Here is a 20637-nt window from a genome sequence, read left to right as displayed (position 1 = left end):
GCTACCTCGATTTTTTCGGATAAGCAGGGGTTGGCTTTTTTAGCAGTTCACGCAGAATCTCAATCTCTAACTCCTTTTCGCCGAGTATCTTCACAGCCTTCTCGTATTTCTGCTCGACGTCCAGCAGGCGCTTCATTTCCTCCACCTGATCTTGGGGATACGGATGATCTTGTTCCCCATGGGCTTCCCGGTAATCTCTCACCCATTGATTCACCGTCGACGGGGTCACCCCATACTTCCGGGCAACCACCGCTGCCTTAATGCCCGACAACACCTCTTGCGCTGCCTTCTCTCTTGTTCCCGTTAAGTGTCCCATACCGTTCATCCTCCTCCTATATCTAGTCTACATTTTTGTGGGGGAGGACTCCAACTTCTTTAGGGGGCTGTGGAGACAATGGGACTGGCGGCAACGTGTGAGCCAAATGTAGTCGGAAAACCGATCACAATCGGACCGTGGGCGGCGCGTGAGCCCAATGTAATCGGAAAACCGACCACAATCGGACCGTAGGCAACGAGTGAGCTAAATGTAATCGGAAAACCGATCACAATGGGACCGTGGGCTGCATGTGAGCCAAATGTAATCGGAAAACCGATCACAATCAGCAATGAGCAGGACGCGCCACGCCTGCGCCGAATTAACGGGCATAAAGTACCAGCATCGGTCACTCATTAAAGTAACTTTGTTCTTCAGCGTTTGTACGACTTAACGATTACACCATCTTTCTTAGCGATTAAATAGGTTGCAATAGGAACCACTTGATCGTCAAGAAAGGTGATTTTATAGCAAGCGACTGGATCTCCATTTTTTTCACTGAAGGAATATCCTTCATTGGTCTCCATGGAGTAATTGCTGAAGGTTTCTTCGTAGTTGGCCTGGAACTCTGCCAATGCGATTTCATTTGCCTTGTCCATGGTGATCTTGCTTGAGCATCCTGATAGTAGCAGACAAGATATAATGAATGCTTGTACGATAAGCCTCATGATCACCTGTTCTCCACCAAATAATCCACCGCCGCTTGCTCAATAGCCAGCCCGGCGCTGTAACGCTCCAGATACACGTTAAATCCTTCTACATCGGCGCGGTCAGGAGACACTTCCTCCCCTTCGGCATCAGGGAACACCTTAGTGCTCAGGTAATCTGCCAGTCTCTCAGCCGGCTCCTTATGCAGCATATAAGCAGCCAGCAGGGCGATTCCCCATGCGCCGCCTTCCCCGGCATTGGACATGACCGATACGGGAACGTTCAGCGCAGCGGCACAGATCCGCTGGCCGATCTGCGGGGTGCGGAACAGTCCGCCATGTGCCGTAAGCTGTTGGAACGTGACTTGCTCTTGCTGTGTGAGGATATCCATCCCGAGCCGCAGCGCAGCGAAGGCGCTGAACAGATGGACCCGCATGAAGTTGGCCAGCGTGAAGCGGCTCTGCGGTGACCGCACGAACAGCGGGCGGCCCTGGGCCAGCCCGGTGATGTTCTCGCCCGAATAGTAGCCGTAGCTCAGCAAGCCGCCGCCATCTGCGTCCCCCTCCAGCGCCTGGCCCAACAGAACGCTGAATAACTGGTCCGTATCCGGCTTCTGTCCCATAGCCTCATAGAATTCGCGGAACAAGCCGACCCAGGCATTCAGATCGCCGGAGCAGTTATTCGCCAGCACCATTGCGACAGGGCTGCCCTCCGGCGTAGCCACGATGTCGATTTCAGGGTAGACGGCGGACACATTCTTTTCGAGTACGAACATGGCAAAAATCGAGGTTCCCACAGATAGATTACCCGTGCGTCTCCTGACACTGTTTGTCGCCACCATGCCGGTCCCGGCATCGCCTTCGGGCGGACACAAGGGAATGCCCGCCTGTAAACTGCCTGACGGGTCCAACAACCGGGCCCCCGCCTCATGGAGACTGCCTGCGTGTTCCCCGGCCGTGTACACCTGGGGCAGAATCTCTTGCAGCGTCCACGGGTAGCCTCTGCCTTCCAGCAAGCGTTCAAACTGCTGCACCATATCCGCATCGTACTGCTTCGCCGTTTCATCCACAGGGAACATCCCCGAGGCGTCACCGATGCCCAGCGCCTTATTCCCGGTCAGCAGCCAGTGAACGTAGCCCGACAGGGTGGTTAGATACCGTATGCTGCCCACATGCGCCTCATTGTTCAGAATGGCCTGATACAGGTGGGCGATGCTCCAGCGTTCAGGGATTTTGAATTGAAAGACGCTAGTCAGCTCCGCTGCGGCTTCAGCGGTTGTGGCATTGCGCCAGGTACGGAAGGGAACCAGCAGCTCCCCGTCCTGGTCCAGTACAATATAGCCCTGCATCATGGCCGAGCAGCCGATGGAGCCGATTCTTTGCAGCGTTACCCCATAACGCTCCTGAACCTCAAGCTTCAACTGCCGATAGGCCGTCTGCACGCCCTGAATCATTTCCTTAAGATTGTAAGTCCAGTATCCCCCGATCAATTGATTCTCCCATTCATAGGTACCGGATGCGATTACCTGGTAATCCCGGCCGATCAGCACCGCTTTGATCCGGGTGGACCCCAGCTCAATGCCCAGCGAGGTCTCTCCCCGTTCAACCGCCTCTTTCACCGCAGAATTCCCCATTTCAGCACTCCTCACTCCCATATGTAGTTGAACCGAATATAGCATAGCAGGCTGAAATCATACAACTCTTCCAATCCCACCCAGCAAATATTCGCCCCGAATTAGGCCGGTTTGACCCGAATATACTGTTGCAAATCTGCGAATTCCGCGTGCTGAGAAATATATTAAAATTTTTTTTCGCCAGATTCCTAACGCTACACCATCCCCTTCACGGATTTGCACAATTTGCAGCATGGCGAAGGGGGCCTTCAATATATCTGGATAACGCCCAAGCCGAGCCTCATGAAATAGTGTGGATATTTTGCGACACTTGCCCGGCTTCAGGTTGGGGAAATTCCGGTGTGCGACAGCGGGGCGATAGGGGCAGGCTTGTGAATTTTTATCGAACATTACGGCATGAATTTCAGGCCGTCCAGCGGAGCCAGTCGCAAATTTACCACACTTAAAAACCTTGATTTTAAGCCATTTCCGCCCTATTGACCGGTCCAATATTCTGTAATACGATGACATTGCGAAATATTTCACAAACAAAGCAAGGCACCGCAGAGTCAGCAAGAAGCACCACAGAACAGCAATCAAGAAGCACCACAGCGCAGCAATAATAAGAGACATGAAGAAGGATGAGAGAGACACGCAGAAGGCTATTATTTTTTTAACACCTGTAGTGAAAATATTCACATAAAGAGGAGCAGATGAAATGAGCAAAGTAATTTCAGCCGCCAAAGCAGCGGAACTCATCAAGGACGGGGACACAGTAGCAGCAAGCGGATTTGGATTATCCTGCTGGGCAGAGGAGATGGGGATTGCAATTGAGGAGCGCTTCGTGCAGACCGGACAGCCGAGGAATCTGACCGTGATGCACGCCAGTGCTGTCGGCAACCGCCGCGACAAGGGCATGAGCCACCTGGGCCATGAAGGCCTCATCAAACGCTGGATCGGCGGGATCGCCATTGCATCCCCGGGGATGGCCAAGCTGATCGAAGAGGACAAATGCGAGGCCTACAACCTGCCTCAGGGGGTAATCACCCAGCTCTACCGCGAGATTGCCGCCAAGCGTCCGGGCGTAATTACCAAGGTGGGGATGGAGACGTTCGTTGACCCGCGTGTAGAGGGCGGCAAGATGTCCCCGTCCACGAAGGAAGACATTGTGAAGGTGATCGAGCTGGAAGGCGAGGAATGGCTGCTCTACAAATCGTTCCCGATTCAGATCGGCCTGATCCGCGGCACCGTGGCAGACGAGAACGGCAACCTCACCCTGGAAAAAGAAGGCCTGCACATGGAGGTCCTGCCGATCGCCCAGGCGGTCCGCAACTCCGGCGGTATCGTGATTGCCCAGGTCGAGACGGTAGCGAAGAACGGCACGCTGAATCCGAAGGATGTGAAGGTTCCGGGGATTCTCGTGGATTACATCGTGGTGTCCACACCGGAGAATCATTACCAGACCGAGAATACGCAGTATAATCCTGCGTTCTCCGGCCATGTCAAAGTGCCGGTGGAGTCGATTGAAATCCTGCCGCTCGACGAGCGCAAAATCATCTCCCGCCGCACCGCCGTTGAGCTTCAGCCAAGCACGATCCTCAACTTAGGTGTAGGCATTCCGGTCAATGTGGCGAACATCGCCGCCGAAGAGGGCGTAAGCGACCAGCTGATTCTGACGACTGAGGCTGGCTCGATTGGCGGCGTTCCCGCCGGGCTTAAGGACTTCGGCCATGCGTACAACTCCGAGGCGATTGTCGATCATGATGCCCAGTTTGACTTCTATGACGGCGGCGGCATTGACCTGTCGGTACTTGGGCTGGCGCAGACCGACGAGTACGGGAACGTCAACGTCAGCAAATTCGGCACCCGGGTAGCGGGCTGCGGCGGGTTCATCAATATCTCGCAGGCGGCGAAGAAGCTGGTGTTCGCGGGCACTTTTACAGCGGGCGGGTTACAGATCAAGGTGGAGAACGGCAAGCTGCACATCATTCAAGAAGGTAAGGCCAAGAAATTCATCCGAAAGGTTCAGCAGATTACATTTAGCGGCTCGTATGCCGCCAAGGTGGAGCAGCCGGTGGTGTATGTAACGGAACGTGCAGTCTTTGAACTGCTGAACGGTAAAGTGACCCTGACCGAAATCGCGCCGGGCATCGACCTCCAGACAGAGGTTCTGGATCAGATGGAATTCATGCCGGTCATCTCGCCTGACCTGAAGGTGATGGACCCGGCCATGTTCCAGGAGAACTGGGGCAAGCTGAAGTCGATCATTGCTGAGAAGAACCAGGTGCTGCAGGAAGTTTTAGTATAGCAAGTGATATTCCTAAACCCTATCAGAAAAGAGATGAGATTATGAACGTACAGTTGAACCGCTGGAGGATACTCATTGCCTCAACCATTATTAACATCTGTGTAGGCGCAATTTACGCATTCAGTATTTTTGCCCTGCCGCTGACCAAGGTATTCGATGTGACGATGCCGGATATTATGATGGCTTTTACCATTAATGCAGCGATTTCTCCGATTCCGATGATTCTGGGCGGCAAGCTGGTGGATAAAGGCGGGGCCAAGAAGGCGGTCTTCATCGGCGGGGCCATGTTCGGCCTCGGATTCATCCTCTCGGGGCTGGCTACCGCTCCTTGGATGCTGTATATCACCTACGGTGTAATCACGGGGATCGGCCAGGGGATTGTGTATTCCTCGACGATCGGCAACAGCGTGAAGCTTTTTCCGGATAAAAGAGGGCTAGCAGCAGGGATCGTTACAGCCGGATATGGCGGGGGCACCATCGTAATCGCTCCTATCGCCAATGCGCTGATCAGCAGTAATGGTGTACAATCTGCATTAATCACACTCGGCGTTGCGTTCCTGGTTATTGTTCTTGGTCTGGGCCTGCTGGTGAAGCCCGCTCCTGCCGGTTATGCTCCTGAGGGCTGGACGCCTCCGGCTGCCGCAGCCGCGAGGGGCGGAGTCAATATCCCATGGAATGAGATGATCAAGAAGCCTTTGTTCTATGTGATTGCGTGCCTGTTCCTGATCGGCGCCCTGTCTGGTATGATGGTAACCGCAAATGCCTCTGTCATCGGGCAAAAAATGTTCGGCTTAACTGCCGCAGCCGCCGCTCTTTACGTCAGTCTCTACTCGCTGAGCAACTGTCTCGGCCGTGTGTTCTGGGGTGCGGTATCCGATAGAATCGGCCGCGTAAAATGCCTGCTGATGATCTATCTCGTTATTTCGGCGATGATGCTTACGATTGCTCTAACGTCTTCCGTAGCCGGATTTGCCGTAGCGATTGCCGGGATCGGCCTCTGCTTCGGCGGAACGATGGGCATCTTCCCGTCCATTGTCGGTGAGAAGTTCGGGATGAAATATTACGGCGTGAACTACGGCGTCACCTTCATCGGCTACTCGGGAGCGGCCTTCTTCGGACCGAGAATCGCCGGCAGTGTGGCGGCAGCCAATGACGGCAACTTCACGAATGCCTTCTATATCGCACTGGTCATCTCCCTGGTCGGCTTCGCCTTGACCTTCGTCTATAAGGCCATGGAGAAGCAGAAGCCCGAACCGGAAGTGGCGAAGGCTGCTTAGGGAGTGCCGGAAGTCCAAATGTTCACCGCAGCGACGGATATGCTTCAAGATCAAATCTACAATAATAATACAAATTCATATAACACATGGAGGTACATGACAATGTCGATTACACAACTATTAGGAATCAAATATCCGATTTTCCAGGGCGGTATGGCTCAGATTGCGGTCTCTCCTCTGGTAGGCGCAGTGTCCAACGCAGGCGGGCTGGGGATTATCGGCTCCGGCGGCTTCACCGCTGACCGTCTCCGTGACGAGATCCGCAAGGCCAAAGCGAGCACCGACAAGCCGTTTGCCGTCAATCTGATGCTGATGATGAACAATATCCCTGAGCTGATCCAGGTTATTATTGAAGAAGGCGTGAAGATCGTAACTACAGGCGCAGGCACACCTGCCCCATATATGCCGGTTCTGAAGGAGCATGGCATCATCGTGATTCCGGTCGTCCCTTCGGTCAAAATCGCCAAGAAAATGGAAGCCCTCGGCGTAGATGCAATCGTGGCTGAAGGAACTGAAGCGGGCGGACATGTGGGCGAGACGACCACGATGGCTCTGCTGCCGCAGGTTGCCAGTGCCGTATCCATTCCGGTCATTGGGGCCGGCGGGATTGCCGATGGACGCGGGATTGCCGCTGCTTTTGCCTTGGGAGCCCAGGGTGTGCAGGTTGGTACCCGGTTCCTGGCTACTGTGGAATGCCCGACGCATGAGAATTTCAAGCTGGCAGTTGTGAATGCCGATGATACCAGCACCACCGTAACCGGCCGCAGCCTGGGCGGACCTGTAAGAAGCATCAAGAACAGCATGATCGCCGAGTACCTCAGACTGGAGGATGCGAAGGCTTCGCGTGAAGAGCTGGAGAGCTTAAGCCTGGGTTCCCTGCGCAGAGCTGTGTTCGAGGGAGATACTGATACCGGTTCCGTCATGGCCGGCCAGATCTGCGGCATGGTCAACAAGATTACCACTGTGGAAGAGATGATCACCACCATGTTCGCTGAAGCACAAGAGGTTATGGAGAAGATGAGCAAAGTATCCTTTAATTCCGTGGTTCATGCCTGATTAAAGTTTGCGCTGCATCAGCCAAATGGTATCATTGATCTAATGATGCTGTTTGGCTTTTTGTCTGACCGGAATGTAAGCGATTAATATCATGGATTGGGACTGATGAATGTGACCAAAAAAAACAAAAACACAGGTAAACCCGCGCTCGACGAATTCGTAGAAGAATATCCTTCGACCCTGTTTGTCACCGACCAGAACGGGAATATCTTAATCTCCAATGAATTCACCGCGCTCACCATCGGCATTCATCTGGAAGAGTTGCTTAAGGCCAACGTTCAGGACCTGGTGAAGGCAGGCTATTACAGCCATTCCATCACGATGGAGGCCATTGCGACGAAGCAGAAGGTCTCGAGAACCGTCAATACCTCCAGAGGCTTCCATGTGTTCTCGTCGGCGATTCCTATTCTGGATAAGGACGGGGAGGTACAGCTGGTCGTCACCACCTCCAATGAATTCAGCCAGGAGCATAACTATTATGAAGCGAATGTGCCGGTCGCCCAGCAGATCAACAAGCAGCTCGGCAAGGCGGCAGCAGAGAAGAACGAAGGGCTGGTCGCCGAGAGTCTGGCGATGAAGCAGATTATCAAGGTCTGCAACCAGATTGCTTCTTACGACAGCAAGGTGCTGATCTACGGCGAATCCGGGACGGGTAAAGAGGTCATTGCCAAGTATATTCATCTCAAAAGCGAAAAATGGAAGGGCCCCTTCATTGCCATTAACTGTGCCGCGATTGCTCCGGCCTTGTTCGAATATGAGCTGTTCGGCTACGAGAAGGGTGTCCTTGAAGGGCAGACAGAGGTCAAGGCGGGCATGATTGAGATCGCGAACGGCGGGGTGCTTTTTCTGGATGAGATTGCAGATTTGCCGATGGAGATGCAGGCCAAGCTATTGCGGGTGCTGGAGAATAATGAAGTGCGGCGGGTAGGCGGCCTGACGAATATCCCGGTCAACTGCCGGGTGATCTCTGCGACGAACCGAGATTTATGGAGTCTGGTCAAAAAAGGGCTGTTCCGCGAGGATCTGTATTACCGGATCAACGTCATTCCGATTCATATTCCGCCGCTGCGCAACCGGAAGCTCGACCTGGTGGGGCTGATCTCCAGCTTCATCGCCAGCTTCAATCAGATGTACGGCAAGAAGTATGTGCTCAGCGCCGAGGAGTTCAACCATATGCTGAACCAGCCCTGGCACGGGAATGTCAGAGAGCTGCGGAATTACATCGAGCGGCTGGTGGTGACTGAGCATGTGGGTCAGAGTCCGCAGGAGGAGGAGCAGATCGGCGACTGGTTCTCACTCGACCATTTTATCGAGAAGAATAAGCACCAGCTCTCCACCCTGAAGGATTTCACTGCTGTAGCAGAGGGCCATTATATCAAAAAAGTGCTCCAGGATTGCGCCGGGAACGGGACGGAGGCGGCTAAGCGCCTGAACGTAGACCGGTCGGTGATCTACCGGAAGCTGAAGAAGATGGAAGAAGTACTGGGGAATTAAGTGAACCAATTTCCAGGATCAGGCGTATTAACTACTATGCCTATTAATCTATGGAAATGGAGTGAAGTGAATGAATTTGTCATTGTTACGTAACCGCTCTGCCTTGTGGACGAAGACCGTGTTATCCGCTGCATTGGTTCTGACATTGACGGCTCCGGCTGTCCAGGCCGCCACCGTGCCCCCTGCTTCCCCGGCCGCTCCGGCCGCTGCCGCTGTTACGGGCAAGCCGCTGACCGCCGAGAATGTCGATGCCTTCCTTAAGCCGTTCTTCAGCTCGAAGGATGTGCAGGCCCAGCTTGCCGGTGCTGTTGTCGTAGTCGTTAAGGACGGGAAGACAATTGTTAAGGAAGGCTTCGGATACGCAGATAAGGCTGCCAAAAGCAAGGTTGACCCTGACAAGACCGTCTTCCGTATGGCCTCCGTCTCCAAAACCTTCAATGCCGTTGCCGCTATGCAGCTCGTGGAGCAGGGCAAGCTTGATCTGAAGGCGGATTTTCAAACCTATACCGGCAAAATGAACTTCGATAATCCCTTCGGTGTTCCGGTAACGGTTGCGGATCTGCTGACTCACACGACCGGCTTCCGTATCCAGGACCCGCTGCCGGAGGATATCAACCAGGATTTTACCACCAAGGTGTCGATTGAGGATTATGTGGTGAAGCATATGCCGCCGGTGGTGCGCAAGCCGGGCACCTCTTACATGTATGACAACTTCGCTTCGATGCTGCTCGGTCTGGTGGTGGAGAAGGCCAGCGGGATGCCTTATGAGGATTATATGCAGCAGCATGTCTTCGCTCCGCTGAAGATGGATTCAAGCGGCTTCCTGCTGGAAGGCAAGCTGAAGGACAACCTGGCTACGGCTTATGACGCAACCGGTAAGGCTGTGGATCTGTACACTTTGACGCCAACCGTGATGCCTCAAGGCGGTATGCTGTCTACTGGCGATGATATTGCCAAGTTCATGACTGCTTTTCTGGATGGAGGAGCAGCGGGTACGAACCGCATTCTGAAGACGGATACGGTACAATCGATGGAGGAATACCGTTCTTCGATTCATCCGCTGCTGCCGAATACCACTTACGGCTTTGAAGCGGCATTCCAGCTTCCCGGCGCGGGCAGCAATCCTAAGATTATCACCAAGGCCGGTGATTTGATCGGCTTCAGCACTTATATGTTCCTGATCCCAGAGCAGAACACCGGGGTGTTCATTGCCTATAATCAGCAGAGTGCACTGCGGGAGCTGTTCTATCCGGCTTTTATCCAGACGTTCTTCCCGCAATATACCGCACCGGTGAAGCAGGATGCCTACAAGCCGATGAGCGCTGAAGCGCTGAAGGCCTTCACCGGCTACTATGCGGATCTGCGTTTGAAGAGTATGGTGTCTACAGTCTCCGTGCAGAATGGTGCGCTAATGATTAATGATGCTCTACTGGGGGCCCGCAAGCTGATCCAGATAGACGATAATTTGTTCACGGATGAGCTGACCGGCAAACTAACGGGCTTCGCCCTGACAGCGGACGGTCAAAGCGCCTATATGAAGGAGCCGTACCTTAATCCATTCGGCTACGCCCAGAGAGGGCCGGACGGCGTGGGTTACGCTGATGTTCCCGCAGGCCATCCGTATGCAGCTCCGGTGAAGATGCTTCAGTCGCTGGGGTACCTGCCGAATGATGCATCGCTGAGCTTCCAGCCTGACTCGGGCATTACGCGCGCCCAGTATGTGCGGCTGATGATGGAGAGCAGCGGGCTCAAGGGAAGTACGACTGAGAAGCTGGCCTTCCCGGATCTGCAGGGCCATCCCGATGCTGCTTACATCCAGCAGGCTGTTGAGCTGGGAATGATTGAAGGAACGGCCAGCGGAGAATTCCAGCCGGACCGGGTGATTACCCGCCAGGAGGCCGCGGTCTTAATATGGAGAGCATACAATAAGCAATACCCGGATAAGCTGTTCGAGAAGGTCAAGCTGTCCGGCACTACGGACAAATGGGCCGTTCCGGCCGTGAAGATGGCCGTGGCTCTGGGTCTGTACGGACCGGACTTCAAGCCCGATGCCAAGGGCGCTGTGGACTACAAGTCCAAAGCCGCGCTGAGCAAGAAGGAGAACGCCGCCATCCTGTATGCGCTGTTCACGAACCCGATCAGCCAGATCGTAACCAAGCTGTCGCAAGCTGATGGCGGGAAGTAAGGTTACAGGTAGTTGATGGGAAGCTGTCCCGATGGGAAGCTTCTATTATAAGGGGAACAGGACCGGCCTTGGGCCGGTCCTGTTTCGTTTCTGGCGCTCTGATGTTGCGGGAAGCGGGCGCAGGGCGGGGATGAGGTGCATTAATACACTTGAATTCTGCGAAAGTAGGCTGGACGGGCGAATGAGGTGCATTAATACACTTGAATTCCGCAAAAGTGGACTGGATGAGCGAATGAGGTGTATTAATACACTTGAATTTCGTAAAAGTTGGCTGGATGGGCGAATGAGGTGTATAAATACACTTGAATTCCGTAAAAGTTGGCTTAGTGCGGGAATGAAGTGTATTAATGCCCTTGAATCCACCGGCCAACTTACAGATGTGCCGACTCAGCGCCCAGGCCCTCCAGCCATGCGGCCAGTTTTGTGGCCTGGCTGCGCCTTGCCGCGTCCAGGGGAGTGAGGCCGTCCCATGGGGAGGGCCAGCTTAGCTCGGCTCCCCGGCCGAGCAGGAATTCAGCGGCGGCGCGTTGTCCGCCGTGGCAGGCACACCAGAACGCGACGTTTACCTCGTCCGGTGCTGCTGAAGCAGAGCTTGTGCCCCAAGGGTAGCGGCGCGGTAGCGGATGTCCGGCGAAGTGTGCCTCCAGCGCATCAAGCAGCCCGAGCGCCGCCGCGTGCCATACTGCAGGCTGTGCACCCCGCTCCACCAGCCGCTGCGCCGCCCGCCACTGCGCGAATGCCACAGCATCGTCCAGCGGGGTACCGCCGGCGATGACGGCGCCCGGGGCCTCGATGTCAGCGCCAGCATCGAGCAGCAGGTTCAGCACCTCCACGTCATCACTGCTTGCTGCCCAGTGCAGTGCCGTCTCGCGGTGCGGACCGCTGAACTGCGCGTTCACTTCCGCTCCTGCTTCAATCAGCGCAGTAACTACCGCTGCATTATTGGGATAATGCCCCGGCCAGTCCGTGGCAATATGCAGCAGCGTGCGCGACATCCCGCGATCAGAGCCGCCGCCAGTGTTCCCGCCGCTTGCGCTTTCCCCATCATCGCCGCCACTATCCCCGTTGCCACCGCCTTCGTTACTTGCCCGCCCCTCTTCAGCCCCAACAATCCGGGCTGTGGCCAATCCCGGGTTTCCGGCCAGCAGCTGTGTCAATCCCGGCACATCGCCGGTACGAATCGCCTGTACCACAGACTTCGCCAGCGGATCGTCAATAGTCAGCCACATGATCTCTTCATCGCTCATCGTAAAACTCCCTCCGTTCATCCGCTATCACCCCAGTCCCGGTCCTCCTGCCAACAATCTGCGGGGATTAGCTATGACAAGTCCGATGTTACAGCGATGCAGCCTAGCAGCAAGAAGTATGCTATCAGACTGCACCGCTGTACATGGCTATAGTATATCCTTTCTCTATTCCACCTTCAAACTCGCCAATTTCCTCCTACTGGAACTGAAGTGCTGGGTATTCTTGCGTCTCCGCCACCTCTACATCTCTCCAGCCGTTACGGCTCCTCACTAACCCCCGGCCCACTCTCCACCCCGGTACTCACCGCATCGGTGAAGGTATCCGTGGTATGGAAGTAATAGGAGTGCTGGCCCGGGGGCAGCTTGGTGGTGTATTGATAGATTCGGCCATCCGCATAGTTATTGTCACTTGGATTGGCAGGCTGCATGGTGCGGACGACGCCGTCCAGAATCAGCTCCATGGCAAAAGGTGCCTGATTGTCCGCATCAGTATAAGTGACTGTGAAGGTATAGTCCGTCTGTGTGGTGCCGGTAGTGTGATTTACACCGCCAGCGGTCAGGGTAGGTGCGCTTCCGCTGACCTTATTGGTCGCTTTAATCTCGTCAACTAGCATTTGTCCTGGCGTGACGCTGTTCTGTTTCAGCCAGATGGACATCTTCACTGCCTTCTTATCTATAGCCGGGGTCAGGGCATTCAGATCAAATTGCAGATCATTCCAACTCGCAGGAACTGCTACCCAGCCTCCGGTCAGATTATAGGTCCGCTTGCCGTCATTGATTTCAATCCGTGTCCGCAGATCAGGCGAGGCCGGATTCTTCAGGCTGATGTTCAAATATTGATAGCCGCTGAGATCGACGACATCATTCCAGGGCTGGAACTTCGCCGCAGAGTTCACACTGGCCGGGGTCTGGCTGAACTGGCCGGCGGTACGCCCGTCTGCGGTGACCTTGGCGAACGTTCCTGTGCCGCCGTTCTGGTTATACCAGTTGACCCAGGTGGTATTGGCCGCTGAACCTCCCCAGAAGCCGCCGCCTCCGAAATCATCATAGAGCAGCGGAGTGGAAGGGTCCGGCAGTGCCGGAGCTACGGTGTAATGTGTGGAGCTGTAGGTGTACCCGCCGGATGGGTCTTTGGCGCGGACATCGATTCTTTTATTCGTATAAGGCAAGGCTTGACTCTCATCTATGACTGCAGTGTAGACGGCACCGCTCACCGTGGAATACACGTTACCGGAGACCGTCATCGGCTGATAAGGCAAGCCAGTTGCCGCATATTCCACCTGACTCAACTCCTCGCCCGCACGCGCGAATACCGTTACATTGCCCCGCACCCAATCCCCAATCACAGGCGAGAGGACCGGCAGGGCCGGCGGCACCGCGGCAACATCTGCACCCGTCCCCGGAGTAGCGCTCAAGCCCATAACGGTGTAGAGCAATCCGGCCTGAATGCTGATGCTGAACTCGTTATACCGCCACTGGTTCGTATCATCCAGGTAGAGCGAGCGGTCCTGATACCACGGGCTGACGCTGCTCTTGTTCTTGGGGTCCTTCATATTAGGTCCGCTGACCATCGCTCCCGGAAGAATAATCCCGGTATCTCCCGGCGTATTGGATTCCTCATTGTAACGGGTATGCGGGAACATCACATGACGGGTGCCGATGCCGGAGACCCAGCTGATATTCCACGGATTCTCCCCGAACAGCCAGTACATCCCCTTCAGCACCCCTTGCAGCGCAGCCGGATCACCGAACAATTCATAGTACCGCAGCAGATCACCGAGGTAAGAGGCATGGGGCTCGTTCACCCCGAAGTTTTTGAACTGGTTCAGCACCCCGTACGGGGTATCATCGGCCATGGAGAGGAAGTAATCCGCCTGCCCCTTGAGCAGGCTATGAATATGCGATTGTGTGGCAGCATCGGCAACCGGATAGAATTCAGCCATGGACATCGGACTCATATCCCAGTAGTTGGTGGAGGAGATGTCGCCTAGAGTCAGCGCGTTAATGGTAGCGGTAGCAGCATTCTTGTATTTGGCTTCGCCGGTCAGCAGGTAGAGCTCCACATCCGCCAGCAGCTTGGAATTGGGAATGCCCCCTCTGGTGGAATAAGAGCCGATCGGACCGTCAGGATGGGCAACCACATATTCATAAAAGACTACTGCCGCACTCTCACATTGTTCCGCGAATTCCGTAAGCTCCGCGATCTGAGCGGACGGGATGTCCCCTTCGTCAATCGCTGTGCGGATCGCCCGTGCGGTGGCGGCGAGTGTACCTGCCGACTTGGCCGAGCCGCCGACACTCAGGTCCGTCAGCTTGCGGTCGTCGGCGGTGCCGGAGATATTGTCGGTGGATTTCTCAGGATGGACGAATGAAGCGTTGTTGCGGAGATTGTACATCTCCCCGCCGAGCTGATCCGCGAACTTAATCAGGTATTCACTGCCGAAGACGGCTTCGTCCACCAGGTCAGGAATCCCGTTGCTGTCGTTATCGTATTTTACACTGTCATGGTCAGCATAACGGATATAGGCCAGGGCAATCTCCGCGCCGACCCACTGGTTGCCGCCGTATTTGCCGTAATCTCCGGCGTCGTACCAGCTGCCGGTCAGATCATAATGGGTCAGGCCGTCCGCAGACTGCGCATCATCCAGATGGCCGGCCCCGTGGTAGAGCTTAGCCGAAGGGGCTACACTGCTGTACCCCGCAGGATAAGCATCGCTGGTCGCGACCGAGGCGCGCAGCAGCCGGTAGAAGGCGGTCATTTCATCCTTGTATTGATCCCACAGGTTCGGAGCGATCTCAAAAGGATAAGAATACACCTGATTGCTCCGCACTCTATAGTTGCTCCCGGAATCCGTGAGCGGGGTGAAGCCGATCGAGTACACATGCTTGTTCCAGTGCAGACCCTCATAGGTCATCGTGCCGGAGTAGACTACGTTAGTTCCGTCCAGTATTTCATAAGTAGCATCTGTGACTGTGGTGTCTGAGATGAATTTGGCATTCTTGATATCACCCGCGCTGTAACCGGCCTGGCTCACAGCAATATCAAACACGGAGGAGGCTTGAACAACGTTCAGCGTCTGGACACTGGTGGTGACTTCATCGGAGGTCGTATCGGTGGTGCGGAAATAGTAGGTATGGGTGCCTGCCGGGAGCTTCGTCAGGAAGCTGTATTTTTTGCCGTCCGTATAGGTTACATCTGCAGGGTCGGATTCACGCATGGCATAGGCGGTATCATCGATAATGACCTGTACAGCGAAGGGAGCTTCATTATCTGCATCGGTATAGACGGCTTCAAAGGAGAAATCCGTATTCTGGTTGTAGCTGCCATCCGTATTGGCGGTCATGCCTGCCGGGCTTAACTGGGGGGCGCTGCCGCTTGCGGCTGTAGTGAACGTGATGTCGTCTACCCACATTTCCCCGTAGGTGCCGCCCGCCTGTCTGAGCCAAAGCTCCAGCTTGACCTTTTTCTTCTGAATCTTAGGGGAGAGGGCATCCAGGTCAAACTGCAGGCTGGTCCAGGCCGCTGTGGCAGGCACATATCCTCCGGTCAGATTGTAATTGGTAATGCCGTCGCTAATGACTACCCGGACAAGAGACTGGGCATAGCCGCCATTATTCAGGGACAGGTTCATATAGCGGTAGCCGGAGAGGTCGAAGGTCTCGTTCATCGGCTGAAACTTGGCCCAGGAAGAGGCAGAGGCCGGGGTCTGTGTGAACTTGCCGATCGTACGGGTGCCGTCCGTAGTCTTGGTGAAGGTTCCGCTGCCGCCGCTCTGATTGAACCAGTTCGTCCAGTTCTGCTTGAACAGTCCGCCGCTGGCGAAGTCATCGTACAGGAGCGGGTGTGCAGGGCCGGGCAAGGGGGCAACCGCAGCAGCGGCTGGCCGGGGGGACAGAGCAACCGTACATAGAATTAACAATAGGCTGAGGCTTACAGACAATACTTTTTTAAGGCTCGTGGTGAATGGGCTTCCTGTGAACATGGTAGAACCTCCTCATGATAGAATATCGTTCATCCGGCTCTCCTTTCTTTTATATGAAAACGCTTGCAAAAGTAGCATAAAAGAGTTACCATCACTAATCGATGATGAATTACCGGAAATCTGTGATCTATAATAGGGCTGTAACGGCTTACTGTCCTTGAATGGGCAGGTTACGAAGCTTCCGGCTGCAAGGATTCCTGATATAGATCACATAATAAATGAAATAGATCATCTACGGTGAATTATAGCGAGTGTAAGGTGAAATCAGGCGTGAGCATGCATAAGTGTGTGAATGGAGCAGCGAAGGGGGAACGGCATGTATAAAATTCTGGTGGTGGATGATGAGCCGAGAGTGAGCGCGGGGATTAGGAATTTCCTGTTATCCTCGGATATGAACATTACAGCGGTGGAGACCGCAGTCAACGGGTTTGAAGCGATCGATTATTTGCGGATGGATCAGTTCGATCTGGTGCTGACCGACATCCAGATGGGCCGGATGAGCGGCATCGAACTCATGGAGAACATCTATATGGAGCAGTGGAATGTTCCGGTGATTGTGATTTCGGCCCATGAGAAATTTGATTTTGCCAAAAAATCGCTCCGGCTCGGGGCCAGGGACTACCTGGTGAAGCCGGTAGAGCGGACCGAACTGCTCCGGGTGGTCCGCAAAGCGTTAACCCGGAAGGAGCTGCCGGACACCCGTCCGCAGCCGGAGCCTGCTTCCATCCGCAGGCAAGAGCGGCGTGATGAATGGCTGATGGAGCTGGTGACCGAGCGGAATCTGACGCCGCAGGATATGGAGCAGATTACCGGTGAGCTGGGGGGCCTGCTGCACGGTCCTTTTTACGGAGTGATCTCCATCCGCATCGATTACAGCCGGGCCGGCTTCAGCCGCCAGCAGGTGACACTGCAGGACCGCAAATTACTGAAATATGCTGCGCTTAATATTATGAACGAGACGCTGGCGGAGTGGAATGGCGTTACCTTCAATGGCTTCGGCCATTCCATCATCAGCCTGATCCAGCTATCCGCTGAGGACAGGGAGGATCCCCGGGTCAGTGTTCACTCGCAGATTCAGATGATCGGGCAGATGATTGCGATGAATCTGAAGCGGCATCTGAATACGGAGGCGGTGATCGGACTCAGCACTCTGGGCGAGGGCATCGCCACCCTTCCCGGACTGCTGGAGGAGGCGGATACGGCTGCCGGCTGGAATAGCGTTCATCCCGGGCATCAGGTGTTCTACTATGGCGATTTCGCGATGCAGGAGCATCTGAACCGGGGGCAGCAGCCGGATACAGAGTTAACGGCGCAGGAGTCTGAGGCAGCAGCACCGGGCGTCATTTCAAGGATTACCAGCTTCATTCAGAATAACTACCGTAACCCGGCGCTCAAAATCCAGGATATTTCCGAGGAGGTCCACTTCAGTGCGGCCCATCTGGGGTATATTTTCAAGCGCGAGATGCGGATGAATCTGTGGGATTATGTGACCGCCCTGCGGATGGAGGAGGCCAAGCATCTGATGGCGACCACCGACAAGAAGCGGTATGAGGTTGCCTATGCGGTCGGGTATGAATCACCGGAGCATTTCAGCCGGATGTTCAAGCGGGTGCTGGGCCTGACCCCGGCGGAATTCCGCAAGCAGGCCAGAGGAGGGGAGCGGGCTGAAGCAGAAGCTTAAGAAGAGGCTTAAGAAGAGGCTGAGACAGAGGCTGAGGCTCAGACTGAAGCATAAGGTCATTCTGGCGTTCCTGCTGTGCATCGTGCTGCCGTTTATCGTGGTGGGCTGGGTCTCTGCTTATGTGGCGCTGAACACCATCAAGGAGGAGGTCGGCGGTACGACCCTGCAGCTGGTCAAGCAGAATCATGTCACGATTGATAAGACCCTGTCTGCGGTGAATGACCGGACGATAACCTTGCTCGACAGCCAGTTCTTCAGCAACCCGGAAGGGTACAGCTTCTGGACCGGAATTGACACCTTGAATGAGATCCGGCAGGCCGACAATATTCTGGACAGCTGGTCCACCGGAGGGACGGAATATGCCATATATATGAAAAATATTGAGCGCAGGGCAACGCCGTTCGATCTGTCCTACAAGACCAAAGGCTTCAAATACCTGGACGGGTTCAGCGGCGGCTTGCCCGATCCTAACGTCAGTCTGATGGATGTCAGCGGCGCAGGGGCGCTGCGCGTCATGCCGTCCGGGAGCGGCGAGACCACCATCTCCTTCATGCGCAGTATTCTGAATCCCCGTAATTATAATGAAGTGATCGGCCTGCTGGCCGTCAACAAGATAGAGGTCATGCTGACCCGTGACCTGGTCTCGGTGGAGCTGCCCGCCGCTGCCGGGGCATTCCTGTTCAACACCAGCGGAGAGCTGCTGATGTCCACCGGCACAGGCGGCCTTATCCCCGGCGAGCTTGGCAAGCACCTCGAACCGGATGTCCCTTATGGCTATACCTTTGCGCAAGAGGGCGGGGAGGAATGGCTCTATGCCTACTCGGACAGCTCCAGATTCCACACCCGATTATTGTACAAAATCCCGTTAGAATCCATCACCGGCAAGCTCATCTGGTTTCAGCGGCTGCTGGTGGTGATCTCGTTCATTTTCTTGGCGTTCGTGCTGACCTTTGTCCTCTATTTGGTAAGACTTGTGGTGAGGCCGGTGGTCGAGCTGGTCTCGGTGATGAAGATCTATGAGCCCGGCGTAAAGCTGCCGCTGTCCGAGGAAGCGCTGCGCCAGGATGAATTCGGCATTCTCCAGGGCTCCTTCGTCCGAATGACGCGCAGGCTGGACCATTCGATTGAAGAGAATTACGGGATGCAGCTGAAGCAGAAGGAATACGAGCTGCTCATGCTCCAGTCCCAGATTACCCCGCATTATCTGTACAACACTCTCGATTCGATCTATTGGTACGCGCTGGACAGCGGCAATACCGAGGTCGGCGAAATGGTCCGCGACCTGTCGATGCTGCTGCGGATCGGCCTGAGCCGGGGGCGGAAGATGATTACAGTCGGTGAGGAGCTGGAGCATGCACAGGCATACACCCGGCTTCAGACCAAGCGTTACCCGGATACGTTTGAGGTCCGGTGGCAGATTGACGATACCTTGCTGGACTTTGAGACGCCCAAGGTGATCATTCAGCCGCTGATTGAGAACGCCATTCTTCACGGCGTGCGCGGCATGGATGGAGAAGGAGAGATCCGGGTCTCGGCGGTGCAGGCGGAGGGCATGCTGCGCTTCACCGTAGAGGATAACGGGCATCTGCCGGTAGATCTGGCGGAGCTTAAGACCATTCTGGAAGAAGAGCAGAGTGCCAAAGGATACGGGATCAGGAACGTGCATCAGCGCATCCGGCTCCATTACGGGGAGACTTACGGGCTGAGCTATGAGCGGAGCGGGGACGGGTGGACACGGGCGGTGATTACCTTGCCGCTGAAGCCGGGCGGAGTCTGAGATAACCGGAACGGACTTATAAAAGATCACATTTATACGGGAATGCATCATCGAAGCGGGGGGCGGATCGTTCTATAATGAGTCCATGAAAGGAGTAATGGACCATGAGTAGAGCCACTGGATTCTCAAGATTCATCCATGCCCTGTGGAAGTACAAGGCGCTGACGCTGATGCTGCTGCCGGCGGTGCTTGTTCTGCTGGCCCACAGCTATCTGCCGATGTTCGGCATATTTATTGCTTTTAAAAATGTGAATTATATGGACGGGATCTGGGGCAGTCCCTGGGTGGGGCTGGATAACTTCAGCTTCCTGTTCTCTTCGGGGGATATGTGGCGGATTGTGCGCAACACGCTGCTGTACAGCCTGACCTTCATGATCCTGAACCTGGTGCTGTCGGTGTCGATTGCGGTAGCCATCAATGAGATCCGGCGGCGGCTGCTGGCGAAGGTGTACCAGAGCTTCATTATCCTGCCGCACTTCCTGTCGATGGTGGTGGTGAGCTATCTTGTATACGCTTTCCTCCAGCCGGATCACGGCTTTATTAATGCCACCATCCTCAAGGCCTTCGGGCAGGACCCGGTCTTCTGGTATTCGGAAAAAGAGTATTGGCCGTATATCCTCGTCTTCGTCAATGCCTGGAAGCACGCAGGCTTCGGGGCGGTCATCTATATCGCGGCGATTGCCGGCATTGATCCGGAGTATTATGAGGCGGCGCTGATCGACGGGGCTTCGAAGTGGAAGCAGATTACGCATATCACGCTCCCTTTTATCCGGCCGGTCATTATTATTATGACGATTCTGTCGATGGGCAGCATCTTCAGCTCCGACTTCGGACTGTTCTTCCAGGTGCCTATGAATTCCGGGGCGCTATACCCCGTAACGGATACCGTGGATACCTATGTCTACCGCGCCCTGATGCAATTGAACGATATCGGCATGTCCTCGGCCACGGCGCTTGTGCAGTCTGTTGTCGGCTTCATCATGGTCATTGCGACGAACAGCATCGTGCGGAGAATCGACCGTGAACAGGCACTATTCTAATGAAGAAGGGAGAACC

Annotated in this window: 14 protein-coding genes; 8 read left to right on the top strand and 6 right to left on the bottom strand. The window is 55.0% G+C overall.

What is annotated here, in order from left to right:
* Position 1: 1 nt before the first annotated feature.
* The 4 genes from K1558_RS06030 to K1558_RS06015 form a co-directional block, all read right to left on the bottom strand.
* Positions 2–316 (bottom strand): helix-turn-helix domain-containing protein, encoded by a 315-nt coding sequence (locus K1558_RS06030; protein ID WP_238650480.1) that lies wholly within the window; start codon positions 314–316, stop codon positions 2–4.
* A gap of 371 nt (positions 317–687) precedes the next feature.
* On the bottom strand, positions 688–981 hold the full coding sequence (locus K1558_RS06025) for a hypothetical protein (protein ID WP_238650479.1): 294 nt from the start codon (positions 979–981) through the stop codon (positions 688–690).
* Between the two features lie 2 nt (positions 982–983).
* Complete coding sequence (locus K1558_RS06020; protein ID WP_238650478.1) at positions 984–2594, bottom strand: xylulokinase; 1611 nt, start codon at positions 2592–2594, stop codon at positions 984–986.
* A 57-nt stretch (positions 2595–2651) separates the two neighbouring features.
* Entirely contained in the window at positions 2652–3317 is a 666-nt protein-coding gene (locus K1558_RS06015; RefSeq protein WP_238650477.1) for a hypothetical protein, read from the bottom strand.
* Here K1558_RS06015 and K1558_RS06010 point away from each other — a divergent pair.
* The 5 genes from K1558_RS06010 (at position 3292) to K1558_RS05990 (ending at position 10893) form a co-directional block, all read left to right on the top strand.
* Positions 3292–4881, top strand: a complete 1590-nt coding sequence (locus K1558_RS06010) for an acyl CoA:acetate/3-ketoacid CoA transferase (RefSeq protein ID WP_238650476.1) — start codon at positions 3292–3294, stop codon at positions 4879–4881. The genes K1558_RS06015 and K1558_RS06010 overlap by 26 nt on opposite strands.
* A gap of 41 nt (positions 4882–4922) precedes the next feature.
* Entirely contained in the window at positions 4923–6158 is a 1236-nt protein-coding gene (locus tag K1558_RS06005) for an L-lactate MFS transporter (protein ID WP_238650475.1), read from the top strand.
* A 102-nt stretch (positions 6159–6260) separates the two neighbouring features.
* Entirely contained in the window at positions 6261–7214 is a 954-nt protein-coding gene (locus K1558_RS06000) for a DUF561 domain-containing protein (protein ID WP_238650474.1), read from the top strand.
* A gap of 105 nt (positions 7215–7319) precedes the next feature.
* Positions 7320–8708 (top strand): sigma-54 interaction domain-containing protein, encoded by a 1389-nt coding sequence (locus K1558_RS05995; protein ID WP_238650473.1) that lies wholly within the window; start codon positions 7320–7322, stop codon positions 8706–8708.
* 70 nt (positions 8709–8778) lie between these two features.
* Positions 8779–10893 (top strand): serine hydrolase domain-containing protein, encoded by a 2115-nt coding sequence (locus K1558_RS05990; protein WP_238650472.1) that lies wholly within the window; start codon positions 8779–8781, stop codon positions 10891–10893.
* Between the two features lie 371 nt (positions 10894–11264).
* On the opposite strand, the gene K1558_RS05985 is transcribed toward K1558_RS05990, so the two are convergent.
* Together K1558_RS05985 and K1558_RS05980 are read right to left on the bottom strand one after the other, a co-directional pair.
* On the bottom strand, positions 11265–12140 hold the full coding sequence (locus K1558_RS05985; protein WP_238650471.1) for an ankyrin repeat domain-containing protein: 876 nt from the start codon (positions 12138–12140) through the stop codon (positions 11265–11267).
* Positions 12141–12397: 257 nt separating this feature from the next.
* Positions 12398–16123, bottom strand: a complete 3726-nt coding sequence (locus K1558_RS05980; RefSeq protein ID WP_238650470.1) for a glycoside hydrolase family 9 protein — start codon at positions 16121–16123, stop codon at positions 12398–12400.
* Positions 16124–16439: 316 nt separating this feature from the next.
* Between K1558_RS05980 and K1558_RS05975 the strand changes: the two genes are divergently transcribed.
* The 3 genes from K1558_RS05975 to K1558_RS05965 all read left to right on the top strand — a co-directional run bounded on the left by K1558_RS05975 (position 16440) and on the right by K1558_RS05965 (position 20621).
* Positions 16440–17804 carry a response regulator transcription factor gene (locus K1558_RS05975; protein WP_238650469.1) on the top strand — a complete coding sequence of 455 codons (1365 nt, stop codon included), beginning with the start codon at positions 16440–16442 and terminating at the stop codon, positions 17802–17804.
* An 82-nt stretch (positions 17805–17886) separates the two neighbouring features.
* Entirely contained in the window at positions 17887–19581 is a 1695-nt protein-coding gene (locus K1558_RS05970) for a sensor histidine kinase (protein WP_238650468.1), read from the top strand.
* A gap of 104 nt (positions 19582–19685) precedes the next feature.
* A complete protein-coding gene (locus K1558_RS05965) occupies positions 19686–20621 on the top strand; it encodes an ABC transporter permease (protein WP_238650467.1) in 936 nt (311 codons plus the stop codon).
* The last annotated feature ends 16 nt before the right edge of the window (positions 20622–20637 follow it).

This window comes from Paenibacillus piscarius (assembly GCF_022234545.1).
GTDB classification, from domain to species: domain Bacteria; phylum Bacillota; class Bacilli; order Paenibacillales; family Paenibacillaceae; genus Paenibacillus_AQ; species Paenibacillus_AQ piscarius.
This window is presented reverse-complemented; position numbering and strand designations above follow the sequence as displayed.

Excerpts from the sequence above, each read along its gene's own strand:
- K1558_RS06030 (WP_238650480.1), bottom strand. The coding sequence starts at position 316 with ATGGGACACTTAACGGGAACAAGAGAGAAGGCAGCGCAAGAGGTGTTG.
- K1558_RS06025 (WP_238650479.1), bottom strand. The coding sequence starts at position 981 with ATGAGGCTTATCGTACAAGCATTCATTATATCTTGTCTGCTACTATCA.
- K1558_RS06020 (WP_238650478.1), bottom strand. The coding sequence starts at position 2,594 with ATGGGGAATTCTGCGGTGAAAGAGGCGGTTGAACGGGGAGAGACCTCG.
- K1558_RS06010 (WP_238650476.1), top strand. The coding sequence starts at position 3,292 with ATGAGCAAAGTAATTTCAGCCGCCAAAGCAGCGGAACTCATCAAGGAC.
- K1558_RS06005 (WP_238650475.1), top strand. The coding sequence starts at position 4,923 with ATGAACGTACAGTTGAACCGCTGGAGGATACTCATTGCCTCAACCATT.
- K1558_RS06000 (WP_238650474.1), top strand. The coding sequence starts at position 6,261 with ATGTCGATTACACAACTATTAGGAATCAAATATCCGATTTTCCAGGGC.
- K1558_RS05995 (WP_238650473.1), top strand. The coding sequence starts at position 7,320 with ATGAATGTGACCAAAAAAAACAAAAACACAGGTAAACCCGCGCTCGAC.
- K1558_RS05990 (WP_238650472.1), top strand. The coding sequence starts at position 8,779 with ATGAATTTGTCATTGTTACGTAACCGCTCTGCCTTGTGGACGAAGACC.
- K1558_RS05985 (WP_238650471.1), bottom strand. The coding sequence starts at position 12,140 with ATGAGCGATGAAGAGATCATGTGGCTGACTATTGACGATCCGCTGGCG.
- K1558_RS05980 (WP_238650470.1), bottom strand. The coding sequence starts at position 16,123 with ATGTTCACAGGAAGCCCATTCACCACGAGCCTTAAAAAAGTATTGTCT.
- K1558_RS05975 (WP_238650469.1), top strand. The coding sequence starts at position 16,440 with ATGTATAAAATTCTGGTGGTGGATGATGAGCCGAGAGTGAGCGCGGGG.
- K1558_RS05965 (WP_238650467.1), top strand. The coding sequence starts at position 19,686 with ATGAGTAGAGCCACTGGATTCTCAAGATTCATCCATGCCCTGTGGAAG.